The 14,432-nt window shown below is 65.6% G+C and carries 27 protein-coding genes; all 27 read left to right on the forward strand.

Annotated features, from left to right (window positions below; translation table 11 throughout):
* The first annotated feature begins 2 nt into the window (after positions 1–2).
* Positions 3–674, forward strand: a complete 672-nt coding sequence (gene rplD, locus AOK01_RS19995) for a 50S ribosomal protein L4 (RefSeq protein ID WP_055513589.1) — start codon at positions 3–5, stop codon at positions 672–674.
* Positions 674–1,090, forward strand: a complete 417-nt coding sequence (gene rplW, locus AOK01_RS20000) for a 50S ribosomal protein L23 (RefSeq protein WP_055513591.1) — start codon at positions 674–676, stop codon at positions 1,088–1,090. Before rplD ends, rplW begins: the two co-directional genes overlap by 1 nt.
* 39 nt (positions 1,091–1,129) lie before the next feature.
* Complete coding sequence (gene rplB / locus AOK01_RS20005; RefSeq protein WP_006376052.1) at positions 1,130–1,966, forward strand: 50S ribosomal protein L2; 837 nt, start codon at positions 1,130–1,132, stop codon at positions 1,964–1,966.
* A gap of 12 nt (positions 1,967–1,978) precedes the next feature.
* Positions 1,979–2,260, forward strand: coding sequence for a 30S ribosomal protein S19 (rpsS, locus tag AOK01_RS20010; RefSeq protein WP_055513594.1), 282 nt, complete (start codon positions 1,979–1,981; stop codon positions 2,258–2,260).
* Between the two features lie 42 nt (positions 2,261–2,302).
* Positions 2,303–2,650, forward strand: a complete 348-nt coding sequence (rplV, locus tag AOK01_RS20015; protein WP_030619142.1) for a 50S ribosomal protein L22 — start codon at positions 2,303–2,305, stop codon at positions 2,648–2,650.
* Complete coding sequence (gene rpsC / locus AOK01_RS20020) at positions 2,650–3,507, forward strand: 30S ribosomal protein S3 (RefSeq protein WP_055513596.1); 858 nt, start codon at positions 2,650–2,652, stop codon at positions 3,505–3,507. Before rplV ends, rpsC begins: the two co-directional genes overlap by 1 nt.
* A 5-nt stretch (positions 3,508–3,512) precedes the next feature.
* Complete coding sequence (gene rplP / locus AOK01_RS20025; RefSeq protein WP_004927269.1) at positions 3,513–3,932, forward strand: 50S ribosomal protein L16; 420 nt, start codon at positions 3,513–3,515, stop codon at positions 3,930–3,932.
* Positions 3,932–4,156, forward strand: a complete 225-nt coding sequence (gene rpmC / locus AOK01_RS20030; RefSeq protein ID WP_003998824.1) for a 50S ribosomal protein L29 — start codon at positions 3,932–3,934, stop codon at positions 4,154–4,156. The genes rplP and rpmC overlap by 1 nt, the downstream gene beginning before the upstream one ends.
* Positions 4,156–4,443, forward strand: coding sequence for a 30S ribosomal protein S17 (gene rpsQ, locus AOK01_RS20035; protein WP_055513598.1), 288 nt, complete (start codon positions 4,156–4,158; stop codon positions 4,441–4,443). The genes rpmC and rpsQ overlap by 1 nt, the downstream gene beginning before the upstream one ends.
* 192 nt (positions 4,444–4,635) lie before the next feature.
* Entirely contained in the window at positions 4,636–5,004 is a 369-nt protein-coding gene (gene rplN / locus AOK01_RS20040; RefSeq protein WP_003992364.1) for a 50S ribosomal protein L14, read from the forward strand.
* Positions 5,005–5,006: 2 nt separating this feature from the next.
* The gene (gene rplX / locus AOK01_RS20045) at positions 5,007–5,330 is read left to right on the forward strand and encodes a 50S ribosomal protein L24 (protein ID WP_055513601.1); all 324 of its coding nucleotides are present in this window, start codon (positions 5,007–5,009) and stop codon (positions 5,328–5,330) included.
* Positions 5,330–5,887 (forward strand): 50S ribosomal protein L5, encoded by a 558-nt coding sequence (gene rplE / locus AOK01_RS20050; RefSeq protein WP_055513603.1) that lies wholly within the window; start codon positions 5,330–5,332, stop codon positions 5,885–5,887. The genes rplX and rplE overlap by 1 nt, the downstream gene beginning before the upstream one ends.
* A gap of 5 nt (positions 5,888–5,892) precedes the next feature.
* Entirely contained in the window at positions 5,893–6,078 is a 186-nt protein-coding gene (locus tag AOK01_RS41370) for a type Z 30S ribosomal protein S14 (protein WP_003948630.1), read from the forward strand.
* A gap of 236 nt (positions 6,079–6,314) precedes the next feature.
* The gene (rpsH, locus tag AOK01_RS20055; protein ID WP_055513605.1) at positions 6,315–6,713 is read left to right on the forward strand and encodes a 30S ribosomal protein S8; all 399 of its coding nucleotides are present in this window, start codon (positions 6,315–6,317) and stop codon (positions 6,711–6,713) included.
* 24 nt (positions 6,714–6,737) lie between these two features.
* Positions 6,738–7,277 carry a 50S ribosomal protein L6 gene (rplF, locus tag AOK01_RS20060; protein WP_055513607.1) on the forward strand — a complete coding sequence of 180 codons (540 nt, stop codon included), beginning with the start codon at positions 6,738–6,740 and terminating at the stop codon, positions 7,275–7,277.
* Positions 7,278–7,280: 3 nt separating this feature from the next.
* A complete protein-coding gene (rplR, locus tag AOK01_RS20065) occupies positions 7,281–7,664 on the forward strand; it encodes a 50S ribosomal protein L18 (protein ID WP_055513609.1) in 384 nt (127 codons plus the stop codon).
* A 70-nt stretch (positions 7,665–7,734) separates the two neighbouring features.
* Positions 7,735–8,337: a 30S ribosomal protein S5 gene (gene rpsE / locus AOK01_RS20070; RefSeq protein ID WP_055513610.1), complete on the forward strand. Its 603-nt coding sequence runs from the start codon at positions 7,735–7,737 to the stop codon at positions 8,335–8,337.
* 2 nt (positions 8,338–8,339) lie between these two features.
* Positions 8,340–8,522: a 50S ribosomal protein L30 gene (gene rpmD, locus AOK01_RS20075; protein WP_055513612.1), complete on the forward strand. Its 183-nt coding sequence runs from the start codon at positions 8,340–8,342 to the stop codon at positions 8,520–8,522.
* A 2-nt stretch (positions 8,523–8,524) separates the two neighbouring features.
* A complete protein-coding gene (gene rplO, locus AOK01_RS20080; protein ID WP_055513613.1) occupies positions 8,525–8,980 on the forward strand; it encodes a 50S ribosomal protein L15 in 456 nt (151 codons plus the stop codon).
* A gap of 314 nt (positions 8,981–9,294) precedes the next feature.
* Positions 9,295–10,608: a preprotein translocase subunit SecY gene (gene secY / locus AOK01_RS20085; protein ID WP_055513615.1), complete on the forward strand. Its 1,314-nt coding sequence runs from the start codon at positions 9,295–9,297 to the stop codon at positions 10,606–10,608.
* Complete coding sequence (locus AOK01_RS20090) at positions 10,608–11,294, forward strand: adenylate kinase (protein WP_055513617.1); 687 nt, start codon at positions 10,608–10,610, stop codon at positions 11,292–11,294. Before secY ends, AOK01_RS20090 begins: the two co-directional genes overlap by 1 nt.
* Before the next feature lie 111 nt (positions 11,295–11,405).
* Positions 11,406–12,242: a type I methionyl aminopeptidase gene (gene map, locus AOK01_RS20095; RefSeq protein WP_055513619.1), complete on the forward strand. Its 837-nt coding sequence runs from the start codon at positions 11,406–11,408 to the stop codon at positions 12,240–12,242.
* 283 nt (positions 12,243–12,525) lie between these two features.
* Positions 12,526–12,747, forward strand: a complete 222-nt coding sequence (gene infA / locus AOK01_RS20100) for a translation initiation factor IF-1 (protein ID WP_003948620.1) — start codon at positions 12,526–12,528, stop codon at positions 12,745–12,747.
* Positions 12,748–12,803: 56 nt separating this feature from the next.
* A complete protein-coding gene (gene rpmJ / locus AOK01_RS20105) occupies positions 12,804–12,917 on the forward strand; it encodes a 50S ribosomal protein L36 (protein ID WP_003998809.1) in 114 nt (37 codons plus the stop codon).
* Between the two features lie 207 nt (positions 12,918–13,124).
* Positions 13,125–13,505, forward strand: a complete 381-nt coding sequence (gene rpsM / locus AOK01_RS20110) for a 30S ribosomal protein S13 (protein WP_055513621.1) — start codon at positions 13,125–13,127, stop codon at positions 13,503–13,505.
* 69 nt (positions 13,506–13,574) lie between these two features.
* Positions 13,575–13,979, forward strand: coding sequence for a 30S ribosomal protein S11 (gene rpsK / locus AOK01_RS20115; RefSeq protein ID WP_003956432.1), 405 nt, complete (start codon positions 13,575–13,577; stop codon positions 13,977–13,979).
* Between the two features lie 123 nt (positions 13,980–14,102).
* Positions 14,103–14,432, forward strand: a 330-nt coding sequence (locus tag AOK01_RS20120; RefSeq protein ID WP_483855247.1) for a DNA-directed RNA polymerase subunit alpha, incomplete at its 3' end; no start/stop codon positions are given.

Below are 14,432 nucleotides of genomic sequence, written 5' to 3' on the forward strand. Positions count from 1 at the left end.
CGATGAGCACTGTTGACATCATTTCGCCGGCAGGCGACAAGACCGGGACGGTCGAGCTCCCCGCGGAGATCTTCGACGTCGAGAAGATCAGCATCCCGCTGCTTCACCAGGTCGTAGTCGCCCAGCTGGCCGCTGCCCGCCAGGGCACGCACAAGACCAAGACCCGCGCCGAGGTCCGTGGTGGCGGTAGGAAGCCCTACCGTCAGAAGGGCACCGGCCGCGCGCGCCAGGGCTCGACCCGCGCCCCGCAGTTCGTCGGCGGTGGCGTCGTCCACGGCCCGCAGCCGCGTGACTACTCGCAGCGGACCCCGAAGAAGATGAAGGCCGCGGCCCTGCGCCAGGCCCTCACCGACCGGGCCCGCAACGCTCGTATCCACGTCGTCTCCGGCGTGATCGAGGGCGAGACCCCCTCCACCAAGGCCGCGAAGAGCCTGATCGCCAAGATCAGTGAGCGCAAGAACGTGCTGCTGGTCATCGATCGTGCCGACGAGGCCGCGCTGCTTTCCGCGCGCAACCTGCCCCAGGTCCACATCCTGGTGCCGGGCCAGCTGAACACGTACGACGTTCTCGTCTCGGACGACGTGGTCTTCACCCAGGCCGCTCTTGAGGCCTTCGTGTCCGGCGCACCCTCCGCGGAGCGGGACGCCGACGACACCGAAGGGAGCGAAGCCTGATGGCTACGCGTCACCCGAGCATCGCCCCCAAGGCGGCCAAGGCCGCCAAGGCCGCGCGCGTCGCCAAGGCGAAGCGCCACGAGGCCGAGGGCAAGAACACCGTCGAGACGCCGATGAGCAAGAGCTTCACGGACCCCCGTGACGTCCTCATCAAGCCGGTCGTCTCCGAGAAGAGCTACGCGCTGCTCGACGAGGGCAAGTACACCTTCGTCGTCGCGCCGGGCGCCAACAAGACCCAGATCAAGCAGGCCGTCCAGGCGGTCTTCTCGGTCAAGGTCACCGGGGTCAACACGATCAACCGCCAGGGAAAGCGCAAGCGGACCAAGAGCGGTTTCGGCAAGCGTGCCGACACCAAGCGCGCCATCGTGACCCTCGCTGAGGGCGACCGTATCGACATCTTCGGCCAGGCCTCCTAACGGAGCGCCCTGGTCCGAATATCGGACGAGGACTGAGAAATGGGAATCCGCAAGTACAAGCCGACTACGCCGGGCCGCCGTGGCTCCAGCGTCGCCGACTTCGTCGAGGTCACGCGGTCCACGCCGGAGAAGTCGCTGGTTCGCCCGCTGCACAGCAAGGGCGGCCGTAACAATTCCGGTCGTGTGACCGTTCGCCACCAGGGTGGTGGACACAAGCGCGCCTACCGTGTCATCGACTTCCGTCGCCATGACAAGGACGGCGTGCCGGCGAAGGTCGCGCACATCGAGTACGACCCCAACCGCACCGCGCGCATCGCGCTGCTGCACTACGCGGACGGCGAGAAGCGTTACATCCTCGCCCCCCGCAACCTGTCGCAGGGCGACCGCGTCGAGAACGGTCCCGGGGCCGACATCAAGCCGGGCAACAACCTGGCCCTCCGCAACATCCCGGTCGGTACCACGATCCACGCGATCGAGATCCGTCCCGGTGGCGGTGCCAAGTTCGCCCGCTCCGCCGGCGCCTCGGTGCAGCTGCTTGCGAAGGAGGGCACCATGGCCCACCTTCGTATGCCCTCCGGTGAGATCCGCCTGGTCGACCAGCGCTGCCGCGCCACGGTCGGCGAGGTCGGCAACGCCGAGCAGAGCAACATCAACTGGGGCAAGGCCGGCCGCAAGCGCTGGCTGGGCGTCCGTCCGACCGTTCGCGGTGTGGCGATGAACCCGGTTGACCACCCGCACGGTGGTGGTGAAGGCAAGACCTCCGGTGGACGTCACCCGGTCTCGCCGTGGGGTCAGAAGGAGGGTCGTACTCGTTCGCCGAAGAAGGCATCGAACAAGTACATCGTCCGCCGCCGCAAGACGAACAAGAAGCGCTAGGAGCGGGTTTAGATGCCGCGCAGTCTCAAGAAGGGGCCCTTCGTCGACGACCACCTGATCAAGAAGGTGGACGTACAGAACGAAGCGGGTTCCAAGAACGTCATCAAGACCTGGTCCCGTCGCTCGATGATCATCCCGGCCATGCTCGGTCACACGATCGCGGTGCACAACGGCAAGATCCACATCCCGGTGTTTGTCACCGAGTCGATGGTCGGCCACAAGCTCGGCGAGTTCTCGCCGACGCGCACCTTCCGGGGTCACGTCAAGGACGACCGGAAGTCGAAGCGCCGCTAACGCGGGGTGGAATCGACCATGACAGACACTGGAAGGACAACCATGGAAGCCAGGGCCCAGGCGCGGTACATCCGCGTCACGCCCATGAAGGCCCGCCGAGTGGTGGACCTTATCCGTGGCATGGATGCCACGGAGGCTCAGGCGGTCCTGCGTTTCGCCCCGCAGGCCGCGAGCGTGCCGGTCGGCAAGGTGCTTGACAGCGCCATTGCCAACGCCGCGCACAACTACGACCACACCGACGCCGACAGCCTCGTCATCTCCGAGGCGTATGTCGACGAGGGTCCGACCCTGAAGCGGTTCCGTCCGCGCGCCCAGGGCCGCGCCTACCGGATCCGCAAGCGGACCAGCCACATCACCGTGGTCGTCAGCAGCAAGGAAGGAACCCGGTAATGGGCCAGAAGGTTAACCCGCATGGGTTCCGGCTCGGCATCACCACGGACTTCAAGTCCCGGTGGTACGCCGACAAGCTGTACAAGGACTACGTCAAGGAAGACGTCGCCATCCGTCGGATGATGACGTCCGGCATGGAGCGCGCCGGCATCTCGAAGGTTGAGATCGAGCGCACCCGTGACCGCGTGCGGGTGGACATCCACACCGCGCGTCCCGGCATCGTCATCGGCCGCCGTGGCGCCGAGGCCGACCGCATCCGCGGTGACCTCGAAAAGCTCACGGGCAAGCAGGTCCAGCTGAACATCCTTGAGGTCAAGAGCCCCGAGACCGATGCTCAGCTGGTCGCCCAGGCCGTTGCCGAGCAGCTGTCCTCCCGCGTCTCCTTCCGTCGTGCCATGCGCAAGAGCATGCAGGGCACGATGAAGGCCGGCGCCAAGGGCATCAAGATCCAGTGCGGTGGCCGTCTCGGCGGCGCCGAGATGTCCCGCTCGGAGTTCTACCGCGAGGGCCGCGTGCCCCTGCACACCCTCCGCGCGAACGTCGACTACGGCTTCTTCGAGGCCAAGACGACCTTCGGCCGCATCGGCGTGAAGGTCTGGATCTACAAGGGCGACGTCAAGAACATCGCCGAGGTCCGCGCCGAGAACGCCGCCGCCCGTGCGGGCAACCGCCCGGCCCGCGGTGGCGGCCCCGGCGGCGACCGTCCGGCCCGTGGTGGCGGCGGCGGTCGTGGTGGAGAGCGTGGCGGCCGTGGCCGCAAGCCGCAGCAGCAGTCTGCGCCGGCAGCCGAGGCCCCCAAGGCCGACGCTCCCGCCGCCGCTGCCGCTCCGGCTGAGAGCACCGGAACGGAGGCCTGACCGAAATGCTGATCCCTCGTAGGGTCAAGCACCGCAAGCAGCACCACCCCAAGCGCCGCGGTCAGGCCAAGGGTGGTACGACGGTCGCGTTCGGCGAGTACGGCATTCAGGCCCTCACGCCGGCGTACGTCACGAACCGCCAGATCGAAGCGGCTCGTATCGCGATGACCCGCCACATCAAGCGTGGCGGCAAGGTCTGGATCAACATCTACCCGGACCGCCCGCTGACCAAGAAGCCCGCCGAGACCCGCATGGGTTCCGGTAAGGGATCCCCCGAGTGGTGGATCGCGAACGTGCACCCGGGTCGGGTCATGTTCGAGCTGTCCTACCCCAACGAGAAGATCGCCCGTGAGGCCCTCACTCGCGCAGCCCACAAGCTGCCGATGAAGTGCCGGATCGTCAAGCGCGAGGCAGGTGAAGCGTGATGTCGGCCGGTACCAAGGCGTCCGAGCTGCGCGAACTGGGTGACGAGGAGCTTCTCGCGAAGCTTCGCGAAGCCAAGGAAGAGCTGTTCAACCTCCGCTTCCAGGCGGCGACGGGCCAGCTCGAAAACCACGGTCGGCTCAAGGCCGTCCGTAAGGACATCGCGCGGATCTACACCCTGATGCGTGAGCGCGAGCTGGGCATCGAGACGGTGGAGAGCGCCTGATGAGCGAGAGCAACGTGACTGAAGAGACGAAGGCCGCACGCGGTTTCCGCAAGACCCGTGAGGGTCTGGTCGTCAGCGACAAGATGGACAAGACCGTCGTCGTCGCTGTCGAGGACCGCGTCAAGCACGCGCTGTACGGCAAGGTCATCCGCCGTACGAACAAGCTGAAGGCCCACGACGAGCAGAACGCCGCGGGCGTCGGCGACCGGGTTGTCATCATGGAGACCCGTCCGCTGTCCGCGACGAAGCGCTGGCGCATCGTCGAGATCCTCGAAAAGGCGAAGTAGTCGAGCGGGGGCCTTGCCCCCACTGCCCCACACCGGGGGCTGCACCGTCAGGTGCGCGGCCCCCGGTGAGGGTGTTCGCCCGAAAGAGGCCAAGTAATTCCTGCGGGGGCCACCCGCAGGACGGTTCCGCCAGGCTCGCGGGGTGGCCCGAAAAGGTCCCTGCGGGAACCGGCAGACAATCAGGAGATAGACGTGATCCAGCAGGAGTCGCGACTGCGTGTCGCCGACAACACTGGTGCGAAGGAAATCCTTTGCATCCGTGTGCTCGGTGGCTCCGGTCGCCGCTACGCGGGCATCGGCGACGTCATCGTCGCCACCGTCAAGGACGCGATCCCCGGTGGCAACGTGAAGAAGGGTGACGTCATCAAGGCGGTCATCGTTCGCACCGTCAAGGAGCGTCGTCGTCCGGACGGCTCGTACATCCGCTTCGACGAGAACGCCGCCGTCATTCTGAAGAACGACGGCGACCCTCGCGGCACCCGTATCTTCGGCCCGGTCGGCCGTGAGCTGCGCGAGAAGAAGTTCATGAAGATCATCTCGCTCGCGCCGGAGGTGCTGTAAGCATGAAGATCAAGAAGGGCGACCTGGTCCAGGTCATCACCGGTAAGGACAAGGGCAAGCAGGGCAAGGTCATTGCCGCTTACCCGCGCGACGAGCGTGTCCTGGTCGAGGGTGTCAACCGGGTCAAGAAGCACACGAAGGCCGGTCCCACCGCTCGCGGTTCGCAGGCCGGTGGCATCGTCACGACCGAGGCTCCGGTCCACGTCTCCAACGTCCAGCTGGTCGTGGAGAAGGACGGGAACAAGGTCGTCACGCGCGTCGGTTTCCGCTTCGACGACGAGGGCAACAAGATCCGCGTTGCCAAGCGGACGGGTGAGGACATCTGATGGCTACCACCACCATTCCGCGTCTCAAGACGAAGTACCGCGAGGAGATCGCGGGCAAGCTGCACGAGGAGTTCTCGTACGAGAACATCATGCAGATCCCCGGTCTCGTCAAGATCGTGGTCAACATGGGTGTCGGCGACGCCGCCCGTGACTCGAAGCTCATGGACGGTGCCGTCCGTGACCTGACGATCATCACCGGTCAGAAGCCGGCCATCACCAAGGCCCGCAAGTCCATCGCGCAGTTCAAGCTGCGCGAGGGTCAGCCGATCGGTGCACACGTCACGCTTCGTGGCGACCGCATGTGGGAGTTCCTGGACCGCACCCTGTCGCTCGCGCTTCCGCGCATCCGCGACTTCCGTGGTCTGTCTCCCAAGCAGTTCGACGGTCGTGGCAACTACACCTTCGGTCTTACCGAGCAGGTCATGTTCCACGAGATCGACCAGGACAAGATCGACCGCGTCCGGGGTATGGACATCACCGTGGTGACCACGGCGACCAACGACGCCGAAGGCCGTGCCCTTCTCCGTCACCTCGGCTTCCCCTTCAAGGAGGCGTAAGCGAGATGGCGAAGAAAGCTCTGATTGCCAAGGCTGCTCGTAAGCCCAAGTTCGGTGTGCGTGGCTACACCCGTTGCCAGCGCTGCGGCCGCCCGCACTCCGTGTACCGCAAGTTCGGCCTGTGCCGCGTGTGCCTTCGTGAGATGGCTCACCGCGGCGAGCTGCCGGGCGTGACCAAGAGCTCCTGGTAGTCCCCACTTCGGGACACCCAGGACTCTCGGTAAGCAAAGGGTCCGGTCGGATGCCCACCCCTTCATGGCTTAGGCTGGGAGGGTTGGGCGTCTGACCGCCCGTACGCCCGTGGGCACAGCCCACTAGTTAACGCTTACTACGCCGTAGGTCCCCGCACCGCACCCGTCCCGCCACTGAGTGGGGAGAGGGATGGCGCATACAGGAAACCCCGGCGAGAGAGGCCGAAGGCCAATTCATGACCATGACTGATCCCATCGCAGACATGCTTACTCGTCTGCGTAACGCGAACTCGGCGTACCACGACGATGTCGCGATGCCGCACAGCAAGATCAAGTCTCACATCGCGGAGATCCTCCAGCAGGAGGGCTTCATCACCGGCTGGAAGGTCGAGGACGCCGAGGTCGGCAAGAAGCTCGTCCTTGAGCTGAAGTTCGGCCCGAACCGTGAGCGCTCCATCGCGGGCATCAAGCGGATCTCGAAGCCGGGTCTGCGTGTGTACGCGAAGTCCACCTCCCTGCCCAGGGTGCTCGGTGGCCTCGGCGTGGCGATCATCTCCACGTCGCACGGTCTCCTCACCGGACAGCAGGCCGGCAAGAAGGGCGTAGGCGGAGAAGTCCTCGCCTACGTCTGGTAGCGGAAGGGAACGGAGGAAACAGCTATGTCGCGTATTGGCAAGCTCCCCATCACGGTTCCCGCCGGCGTGGACGTCACCATCGACGGCCGTACGGTTCAGGTGAAGGGCCCCAAGGGCGCCCTCTCCCACACCGTCGCGGCGCCGATCGAGGTCGCCAAGGGCGAGGACGGCATTCTCAATGTCACCCGCCCGAACGACGAGCGTCAGAACAAGGCCCTGCACGGCCTGTCCCGCACGCTGGTGGCGAACATGATCACCGGCGTGACCACGGGTTACGTGAAGAAGCTCGAAATCAGCGGTGTCGGTTACCGCGTCCTGGCGAAGGGCTCCAACCTGGAGTTCTCGCTCGGCTACAGCCACTCGATCACGGTCGAGGCGCCCGAGGGCATCTCGTTCAAGGTCGAGAACCCGACGCACTTCTCGGTCGAGGGAATCGACAAGCAGAAGGTCGGAGAGGTTGCGGCCAACATCCGCAAGCTGCGCAAGCCCGACCCGTACAAGGCCAAGGGCGTCAAGTACGAGGGCGAAGTCGTCCGGCGCAAGGTCGGAAAGGCGGGTAAGTAAGCCATGGCATACGGTGTCAAGATTGCTAAGGGCGACGCTTACAAGCGTGCTGCCATCAAGCGTCGTCACATCCGGATCCGTAAGCACGTCTCGGGTACGGCTGAGCGTCCTCGCTTGGTAGTGACGCGCTCGAACCGCCACATTGTGGCCCAGGTGATCGATGACGTGCAGGGGCATACCCTCGCGTCCGCGTCCACCCTGGACACGACGATCCGCGGCGGCGAGAACGACAAGTCCGAGCAGGCCAAGTCGGTCGGCGCCCTGGTCGCCGAGCGCGCCAAGGCCGCCGGTGTCGAGGCTGTCGTATTCGACCGTGGTGGAAACCAGTACGCCGGGCGCATTGCCGCTCTGGCGGACGCCGCCCGCGAAGCCGGACTCAAGTTCTGAGTCCTGCCCGTCGCGGCAGCGACATTTCGTTGCCGCGCGTAGCTAGCGGAAACAGAGAGAGGTAATTCCAATGGCTGGACCCCAGCGCCGCGGAAGCGGTGCCGGTGGCGGCGAGCGGCGGGACCGGAAGGGCCGCGACGGCGGCGCTGCTGCGGAGAAGACCGCGTACGTTGAGCGCGTCGTCGCGATCAACCGCGTCGCCAAGGTTGTGAAGGGTGGTCGTCGCTTCAGCTTCACCGCGCTGGTCGTGGTGGGCGATGGTGACGGCACCGTCGGTGTCGGTTACGGCAAGGCCAAGGAGGTGCCGGCCGCCATCGCCAAGGGTGTTGAGGAGGCCAAGAAGCACTTCTTCAAGGTCCCCCGTATCCAGGGCACCATCCCGCACCCGATCACGGGCGAGAAGGCCGCGGGCGTCGTCCTGCTCAAGCCTGCTTCCCCCGGTACCGGCGTCATCGCCGGTGGCCCGGTGCGTGCTGTCCTGGAGTGCGCCGGCGTTCACGACATCCTGTCGAAGTCGCTCGGCTCTTCCAACGCGATCAACATCGTGCACGCGACCGTGGCGGCCCTCAAGGGCCTGCAGCGTCCCGAGGAGATCGCGGCTCGCCGCGGTCTGCCCCTTGAGGACGTCGCCCCCGCGGCTCTCCTGCGTGCACGTGCGGGAGCGGGTGCGTAATCATGGCTCAGCTCAAGATCACGCAGACGAAGTCGTTCATCGGCAGCAAGCAGAACCACCGCGACACCCTTCGTTCGCTTGGTCTCAAGCGGATCAACGATGTGGTCGTCAAGGAGGACCGCCCCGAGTTCCGCGGAATGGTTCACACCGTCCGCCACCTCGTGACGGTTGAGGAGGTCGACTGATCATGGCGGAGAACAACCCGCTCAAGATCCACAACCTCCGTCCCGCCCCCGGTGCCAAGACCGCGAAGACCCGTGTCGGTCGTGGTGAGGCGTCGAAGGGTAAGACGGCCGGTCGTGGAACCAAGGGCACGAAGGCCCGTTACCAGGTTCCGGAGCGCTTCGAGGGTGGCCAGATGCCCCTCCACATGCGTCTCCCGAAGCTCAAGGGCTTCCGGAACCCGTTCAAGACCGAGTACCAGGTCGTGAACCTCGACAAGCTGTCGGCGCTGTACCCGGAGGGTGGCGAGGTCACCGTCGAGGGGCTCGTCGCCAACGGTGCGGTTCGCAAGAACAGCCTCGTCAAGGTCCTCGGCCAGGGCGAGATCTCCGTGGCACTGCAGGTGACGGTCGACGCCGTCTCCGGCTCCGCCAAGGAGAAGATCACCGCCGCCGGCGGTACCGTCACCGAGCTCGTCTGATTTCAGCAGGCGTCTCGATGACTTGAGCGAACCCGACCGGGGGTGCCCACAAAAGGGGCATCCCCGGTCGGTCGTTCCCAGGGACTGTCGTTACATTCCCGTCCACAGGGCGACGCCCGGCAGACGGGAATGTAACGACAGTCCCTGGGGATGCGGTCTCGCCGGTATGGTGGCCTGCGCTGCTCATTTTCGCCCCGTGTGCCGCCAGGGAACTCCAGGCGGCTTCTGACTGTTAGTTAGCTGTCCGTTACTTATTCGTCGCACCTCAAGACCGTCACCTCTGACGCTGTTGCGCGGGGGTCGCAGGAGGCACCGTGCTCACCGCGTTCGCCCGGGCGTTCAAGACGCCCGACCTGCGCAAGAAGCTGCTGTTCACGCTCGGCATCATCGTGATCTATCGGGTGGGTACGCACATCCCGATCCCCGGTGTCGACTACAAGAATGTCCAGACCTGCATCGACAACGCGAGCCAGAACCAGGGCCTCTTCGGCCTGGTGAACATGTTCAGTGGTGGCGCTCTGCTGCAGATCACGATCTTCGCGCTCGGCATCATGCCGTACATCACGGCGAGCATCATTCTGCAGCTGCTGACCGTGGTGATCCCACGCCTTGAGGCCCTCAAGAAGGAGGGCCAGGCCGGTACGGCGAAGATCACGCAGTACACCCGTTATCTGACGGTGGCACTGGCCATCCTTCAGGGCACGGGCCTGGTGGCCACCGCCCGCAGTGGCGCGCTGTTCACCAGCTGCCCGGTCGCCAACCAGATCGTGCCGGACCAGTCGATCTTCGTCACCATCACGATGGTCGTCACGATGACCGCCGGTACGGCCATGGTCATGTGGCTCGGTGAGCTCATCACCGACCGCGGCATCGGCAACGGCATGTCGATCCTGATGTTCATCTCGATCGCCGCCACGTTCCCGTCGGCGCTGTGGGCCATCAAGCAGCAGGGCAACCTGGCGGACGGCTGGATCGAGTTCGGCACCGTCATCGCGGTCGGCCTCGTCATGGTCGGTCTGGTCGTCTTCGTCGAGCAGGCTCAGCGCCGCATCCCGGTCCAGTACGCGAAGCGGATGATCGGCCGCCGGTCCTACGGCGGCACGTCGACGTACATCCCGCTGAAGGTCAACCAGGCGGGCATCATCCCTGTGATCTTTGCCTCGTCGCTGCTCTACATCCCGGCGCTGGTCGCTCAGTTCGCGGGGGGGGCCTCCGGCTGGAAAACCTGGATCGAACAGAACCTCACCAAGGGTGACCACCCGATTTACATCAGCACGTACTTCTTGCTGATCGTGTTCTTCGCCTTCTTCTATGTGGCCATCTCGTTCAACCCCGAAGAAGTCGCGGACAACATGAAGAAGTATGGTGGCTTCATCCCGGGCATCCGGGCCGGCCGGCCAACCGCTGAGTACCTGGGATACGTACTCAACCGGATCACTTGGCCGGGTTCGCTGTATCTGGGCCTGATCGCTCTCGTGCCGACGATGGCGTTGGTTGGTTTCGGGGCAAACCAGAACTTCCCGTTCGGTGGTACCAGCATCCTGATCATCGTGGGTGTCGGGCTGGAGACGGTGAAGCAGATCGAGAGCCAGCTCCAGCAGCGCAACTACGAAGGGTTCCTCCGCTGATGCGAATCGTCCTCGTCGGGCCGCCCGGGGCGGGCAAGGGAACGCAGGCCGCGTACCTCGCCAAGAACCTGTCGATCCCGCACATCTCCACGGGCGACCTCTTCCGCGCCAACATCAGCCGGCAGACGGAACTGGGCAAGCTGGCGAAGTCGTACATGGACGAGGGCAACCTCGTACCGGACGAGGTCACCATCGCGATGGCCAAGGACCGCATGGAGCAGCCGGACGCCGTGAACGGCTTCCTGCTCGACGGCTTCCCGCGGAACGTCTCGCAGGCCGAGGCGCTGGACCAGGCGCTGAAGGCCGACGCCGTGGAGCTGGACGGGGTCCTCGACCTGGAGGTCCCCGAGGACGAGGTGGTCAAGCGCATCGCCGGCCGCCGCATCTGCCGCAACGATTCGAGTCACGTCTTCCACGTGACGTACAGCCGGCCGGAGAAGGAAGGCGTCTGTGACGCCTGCGGCGGCGAGCTGTACCAGCGCGACGACGACACCGAGGAGACCGTCCGCAAGCGCCTGGAGGTCTACCACACCCAGACCGAGCCGATCATCGACTACTACCGGGCCCAGGGCCTGGTCGTGACGATCTCGGCGCTCGGCAAGGTGGACGAGGTCACCAAGCGCGCGATGGACGCCCTCAGCCGTCAGAGCGAGGGCAAGAACGACAGCGAGGGCGACGACAAGTAGTCGTCCTGGCCGGTTCGGCCGCGGTGCCCTCGAAGGGTGCCGCGGCCGTACTGTTGTGCAGGTAGGTCGAGCAGGTCGAGCAGGTCGAGAAGACGGAGAGCGCGGGCCCCCATGGTGCAGATCAAGACCCCCGAGCAGATCGCCAAGATGCGTGAGGCGGGCCTGGTCGTCGCCGCCGTCCACCGGGCGACGCGGGATGCGGCGGTGCCCGGCGCCACGACCCGCGATCTCGACCAGGTCGCCCGCAAGGTGCTCGACGAGCACGGCGCGAAGTCGAACTTCCTGGGCTACGGCGGCTTCCCCGCCACGATCTGCACCTCGGTGAACGAGGTCGTCGTGCACGGCATCCCGAGCGACGACGTCGTCCTCAAGGACGGGGACATCATCTCGATCGACGCGGGCGCGATCATCGACGGCTGGCACGGTGACGCCGCCTACACGGTCTTCGTTGGATCCGGTCACGCTCCGGAGCTCATTGAGCTGTCCCGGGTGACCGAGGAGTCGATGTGGGCCGGCATCGCGGCGATGAAGCTGGGAAACCGGCTCGTCGACGTCTCCCGGGCCATCGAGACGTACATCCGCCGCCAGCCGAAGCCCGGCGGCGGCAAGTACGGGATCGTCGAGGACTACGGCGGCCACGGCATCGGGACCGAGATGCACATGGACCCGCATCTGCTGAACTACGTGGAGCGCCGCCGGGGCAAGGGCCCCAAGCTGGTGCCCGGGTTCTGCCTCGCCATCGAGCCCATGGTGTCGCTGGGCACGCCCAGGACCGAGGTGCTCTCGGACGACTGGACGGTCATCACGACGGACGGTACGTGGTCGTCCCACTGGGAGCATTCTGTCGCGCTGACGGCTGAGGGGCCGCTGGTGCTCACGTCTCCCGACGGGGGCAGGGCGAAGTTGGCCGAGTACGGGATCACGGCTGCGCCTGATCCACTGGGGTGAGCCGCCCCGTGGGGGTGGGCTGGTGTGTGGGGCGCGTCCTGCCGGTCGGTGGGGGTTGATCGCGCCCACGCGGCGGAGCCGCATATGTCACAGCCCCGCGCCCCTTACGGGGCGCCCCCCCAGGGGCGCGTTCCTGCTTAGGGATCTCCCTTGTGGGGCAGACTTTCTCGATTCGTCTTTCCGAGGGCACTGTCGTAGACTGACTCGTCGGCTCTCGTGCATCCGCATGTCTGCATGTGGTAAGCGCGGAGTCGATCAAGGTAGTCGATTCGAAAGGCGAAGCGTGGCCAAGAAGCAAGGTGCCATCGAGATCGAGGGCACTGTCGTCGAGTCTCTTCCGAACGCCATGTTCAAGGTTGAGCTCCAGAACGGCCACCAGGTTCTGGCACACATCAGCGGCAAGATGCGTATGCACTACATCCGCATCCTCCCTGACGACAGGGTCGTGGTGGAGCTGTCTCCGTACGACCTGACGCGTGGCCGGATCGTCTACCGGTACAAGTAGATCTTGCCTGTGCCCCGCTCCCGCGGGGTGGTGGCACTGACCCGGAGAACCTCACCATGAAGGTCAAGCCGAGCGTCAAGAAGATCTGCGACAAGTGCAGGGTGATCCGCCGTCACGGCCGGGTCATGGTCATCTGCGAAAACCCGCGCCACAAGCAGCGCCAGGGCTGACGCACGACCGCACCTTCTGCACCCGCAGAACTTCGCGCGACGCACGTACATGTTCATACGCAGAGCCCGGATCCGCTGTTCACAGGGATCCGACACCCCCGGTCGGAGGCCGGGGACCCGTTCGTACCGAGTCTTCGAGCGAAGAGGATGACGGCGGGCGGGACACGGTTCTGTGGAAGACCTCCGAACGACAACTGGAGCCATTGAATGGCACGCGTTTCCGGTGTTGACATCCCGCGCGAAAAGCGCGTGGAGGTTGCCCTCACCTACGTGTTCGGCATTGGCCGGACTCTCTCACAGAAGACGCTGGCCGACACCGGCGTCAACCCCGACACCCGCGTTCGTGACCTCTCCGAGGAGGAGCTGGTCCGGATCCGCGAGTACGTCGACAACAACTTCAAGACCGAGGGCGACCTCCGCCGTGAGGTTCAGGCCGACATCCGCCGCAAGGTCGAGATCGGCTGCTACCAGGGTCTGCGCCACCGTCGTGGCCTGCCCGTGCACGGCCAGCGCACCAGCACGAACGCTCGTACCCGCAAGGGCCCGCGTCGCGCCATCGCCGGCAAGAAGAAGCCGGGCAAGAAGTAGTCCTCAGCGGACAACGCTTCATCAGCGGTCTTCGCTGTAGGACCGACCACCTCCCCGTAGGAGTTATAGATGCCCCCCAAGGGTCGTCAGGGCGCTGCCAAGAAGGTGCGCCGCAAGGAAAAGAAGAACGTCGCTCACGGTCACGCGCACATCAAGAGCACGTTCAACAACACGATCGTCTCGATCACGGACCCCTCGGGCAACGTGATCTCCTGGGCCTCCGCCGGCCACGTCGGCTTCAAGGGCTCGCGCAAGTCCACGCCCTTCGCCGCGCAGATGGCCGCCGAGTCGGCCGCCCGTCGCGCGCAGGAGCACGGCATGCGCAAGGTTGACGTCTTCGTCAAGGGCCCGGGTTCCGGTCGCGAGACCGCGATCCGCTCCCTCCAGGCCACCGGCCTGGAGGTCGGCTCGATCCAGGACGTGACGCCCACGCCGCACAACGGCTGCCGTCCGCCCAAGCGCCGCCGCGTCTGACGCACGGTTGTCTTAGTTTTGTTGGGGCGCGGGCGGTACGGCTCTTCGGAGGCGTGCCGCCCGTACCCTTGGTAGTACTCAAGGGCATCAAATAGTGGGTGCCCATGACTGAAGGACTCCTTCATGCTTATTGCTCAGCGCCCGTCGCTGACCGAAGAGGTCGTCGACGAGTTCCGCTCCCGGTTCGTGATCGAGCCGCTGGAGCCGGGCTTCGGCTACACCCTCGGCAACTCCCTCCGTCGTACGCTCCTCTCCTCGATCCCCGGCGCTGCTGTCACCAGCATCCGGATCGACGGCGTCCTGCACGAGTTCACCACCGTGCCGGGTGTCAAGGAGGACGTCACCGACCTGATCCTCAACATCAAGCAGCTGGTCGTCTCCTCGGAGCACGACGAGCCGGTCGTGATGTACCTGCGCAAGCAGGGCCCGGGTCTGGTCACCGCCGCCGACATC

The organism is Streptomyces aurantiacus (genome assembly GCF_001418335.1).
Classification (GTDB): Bacteria; Actinomycetota; Actinomycetes; order Streptomycetales; family Streptomycetaceae; genus Streptomyces; species Streptomyces aurantiacus.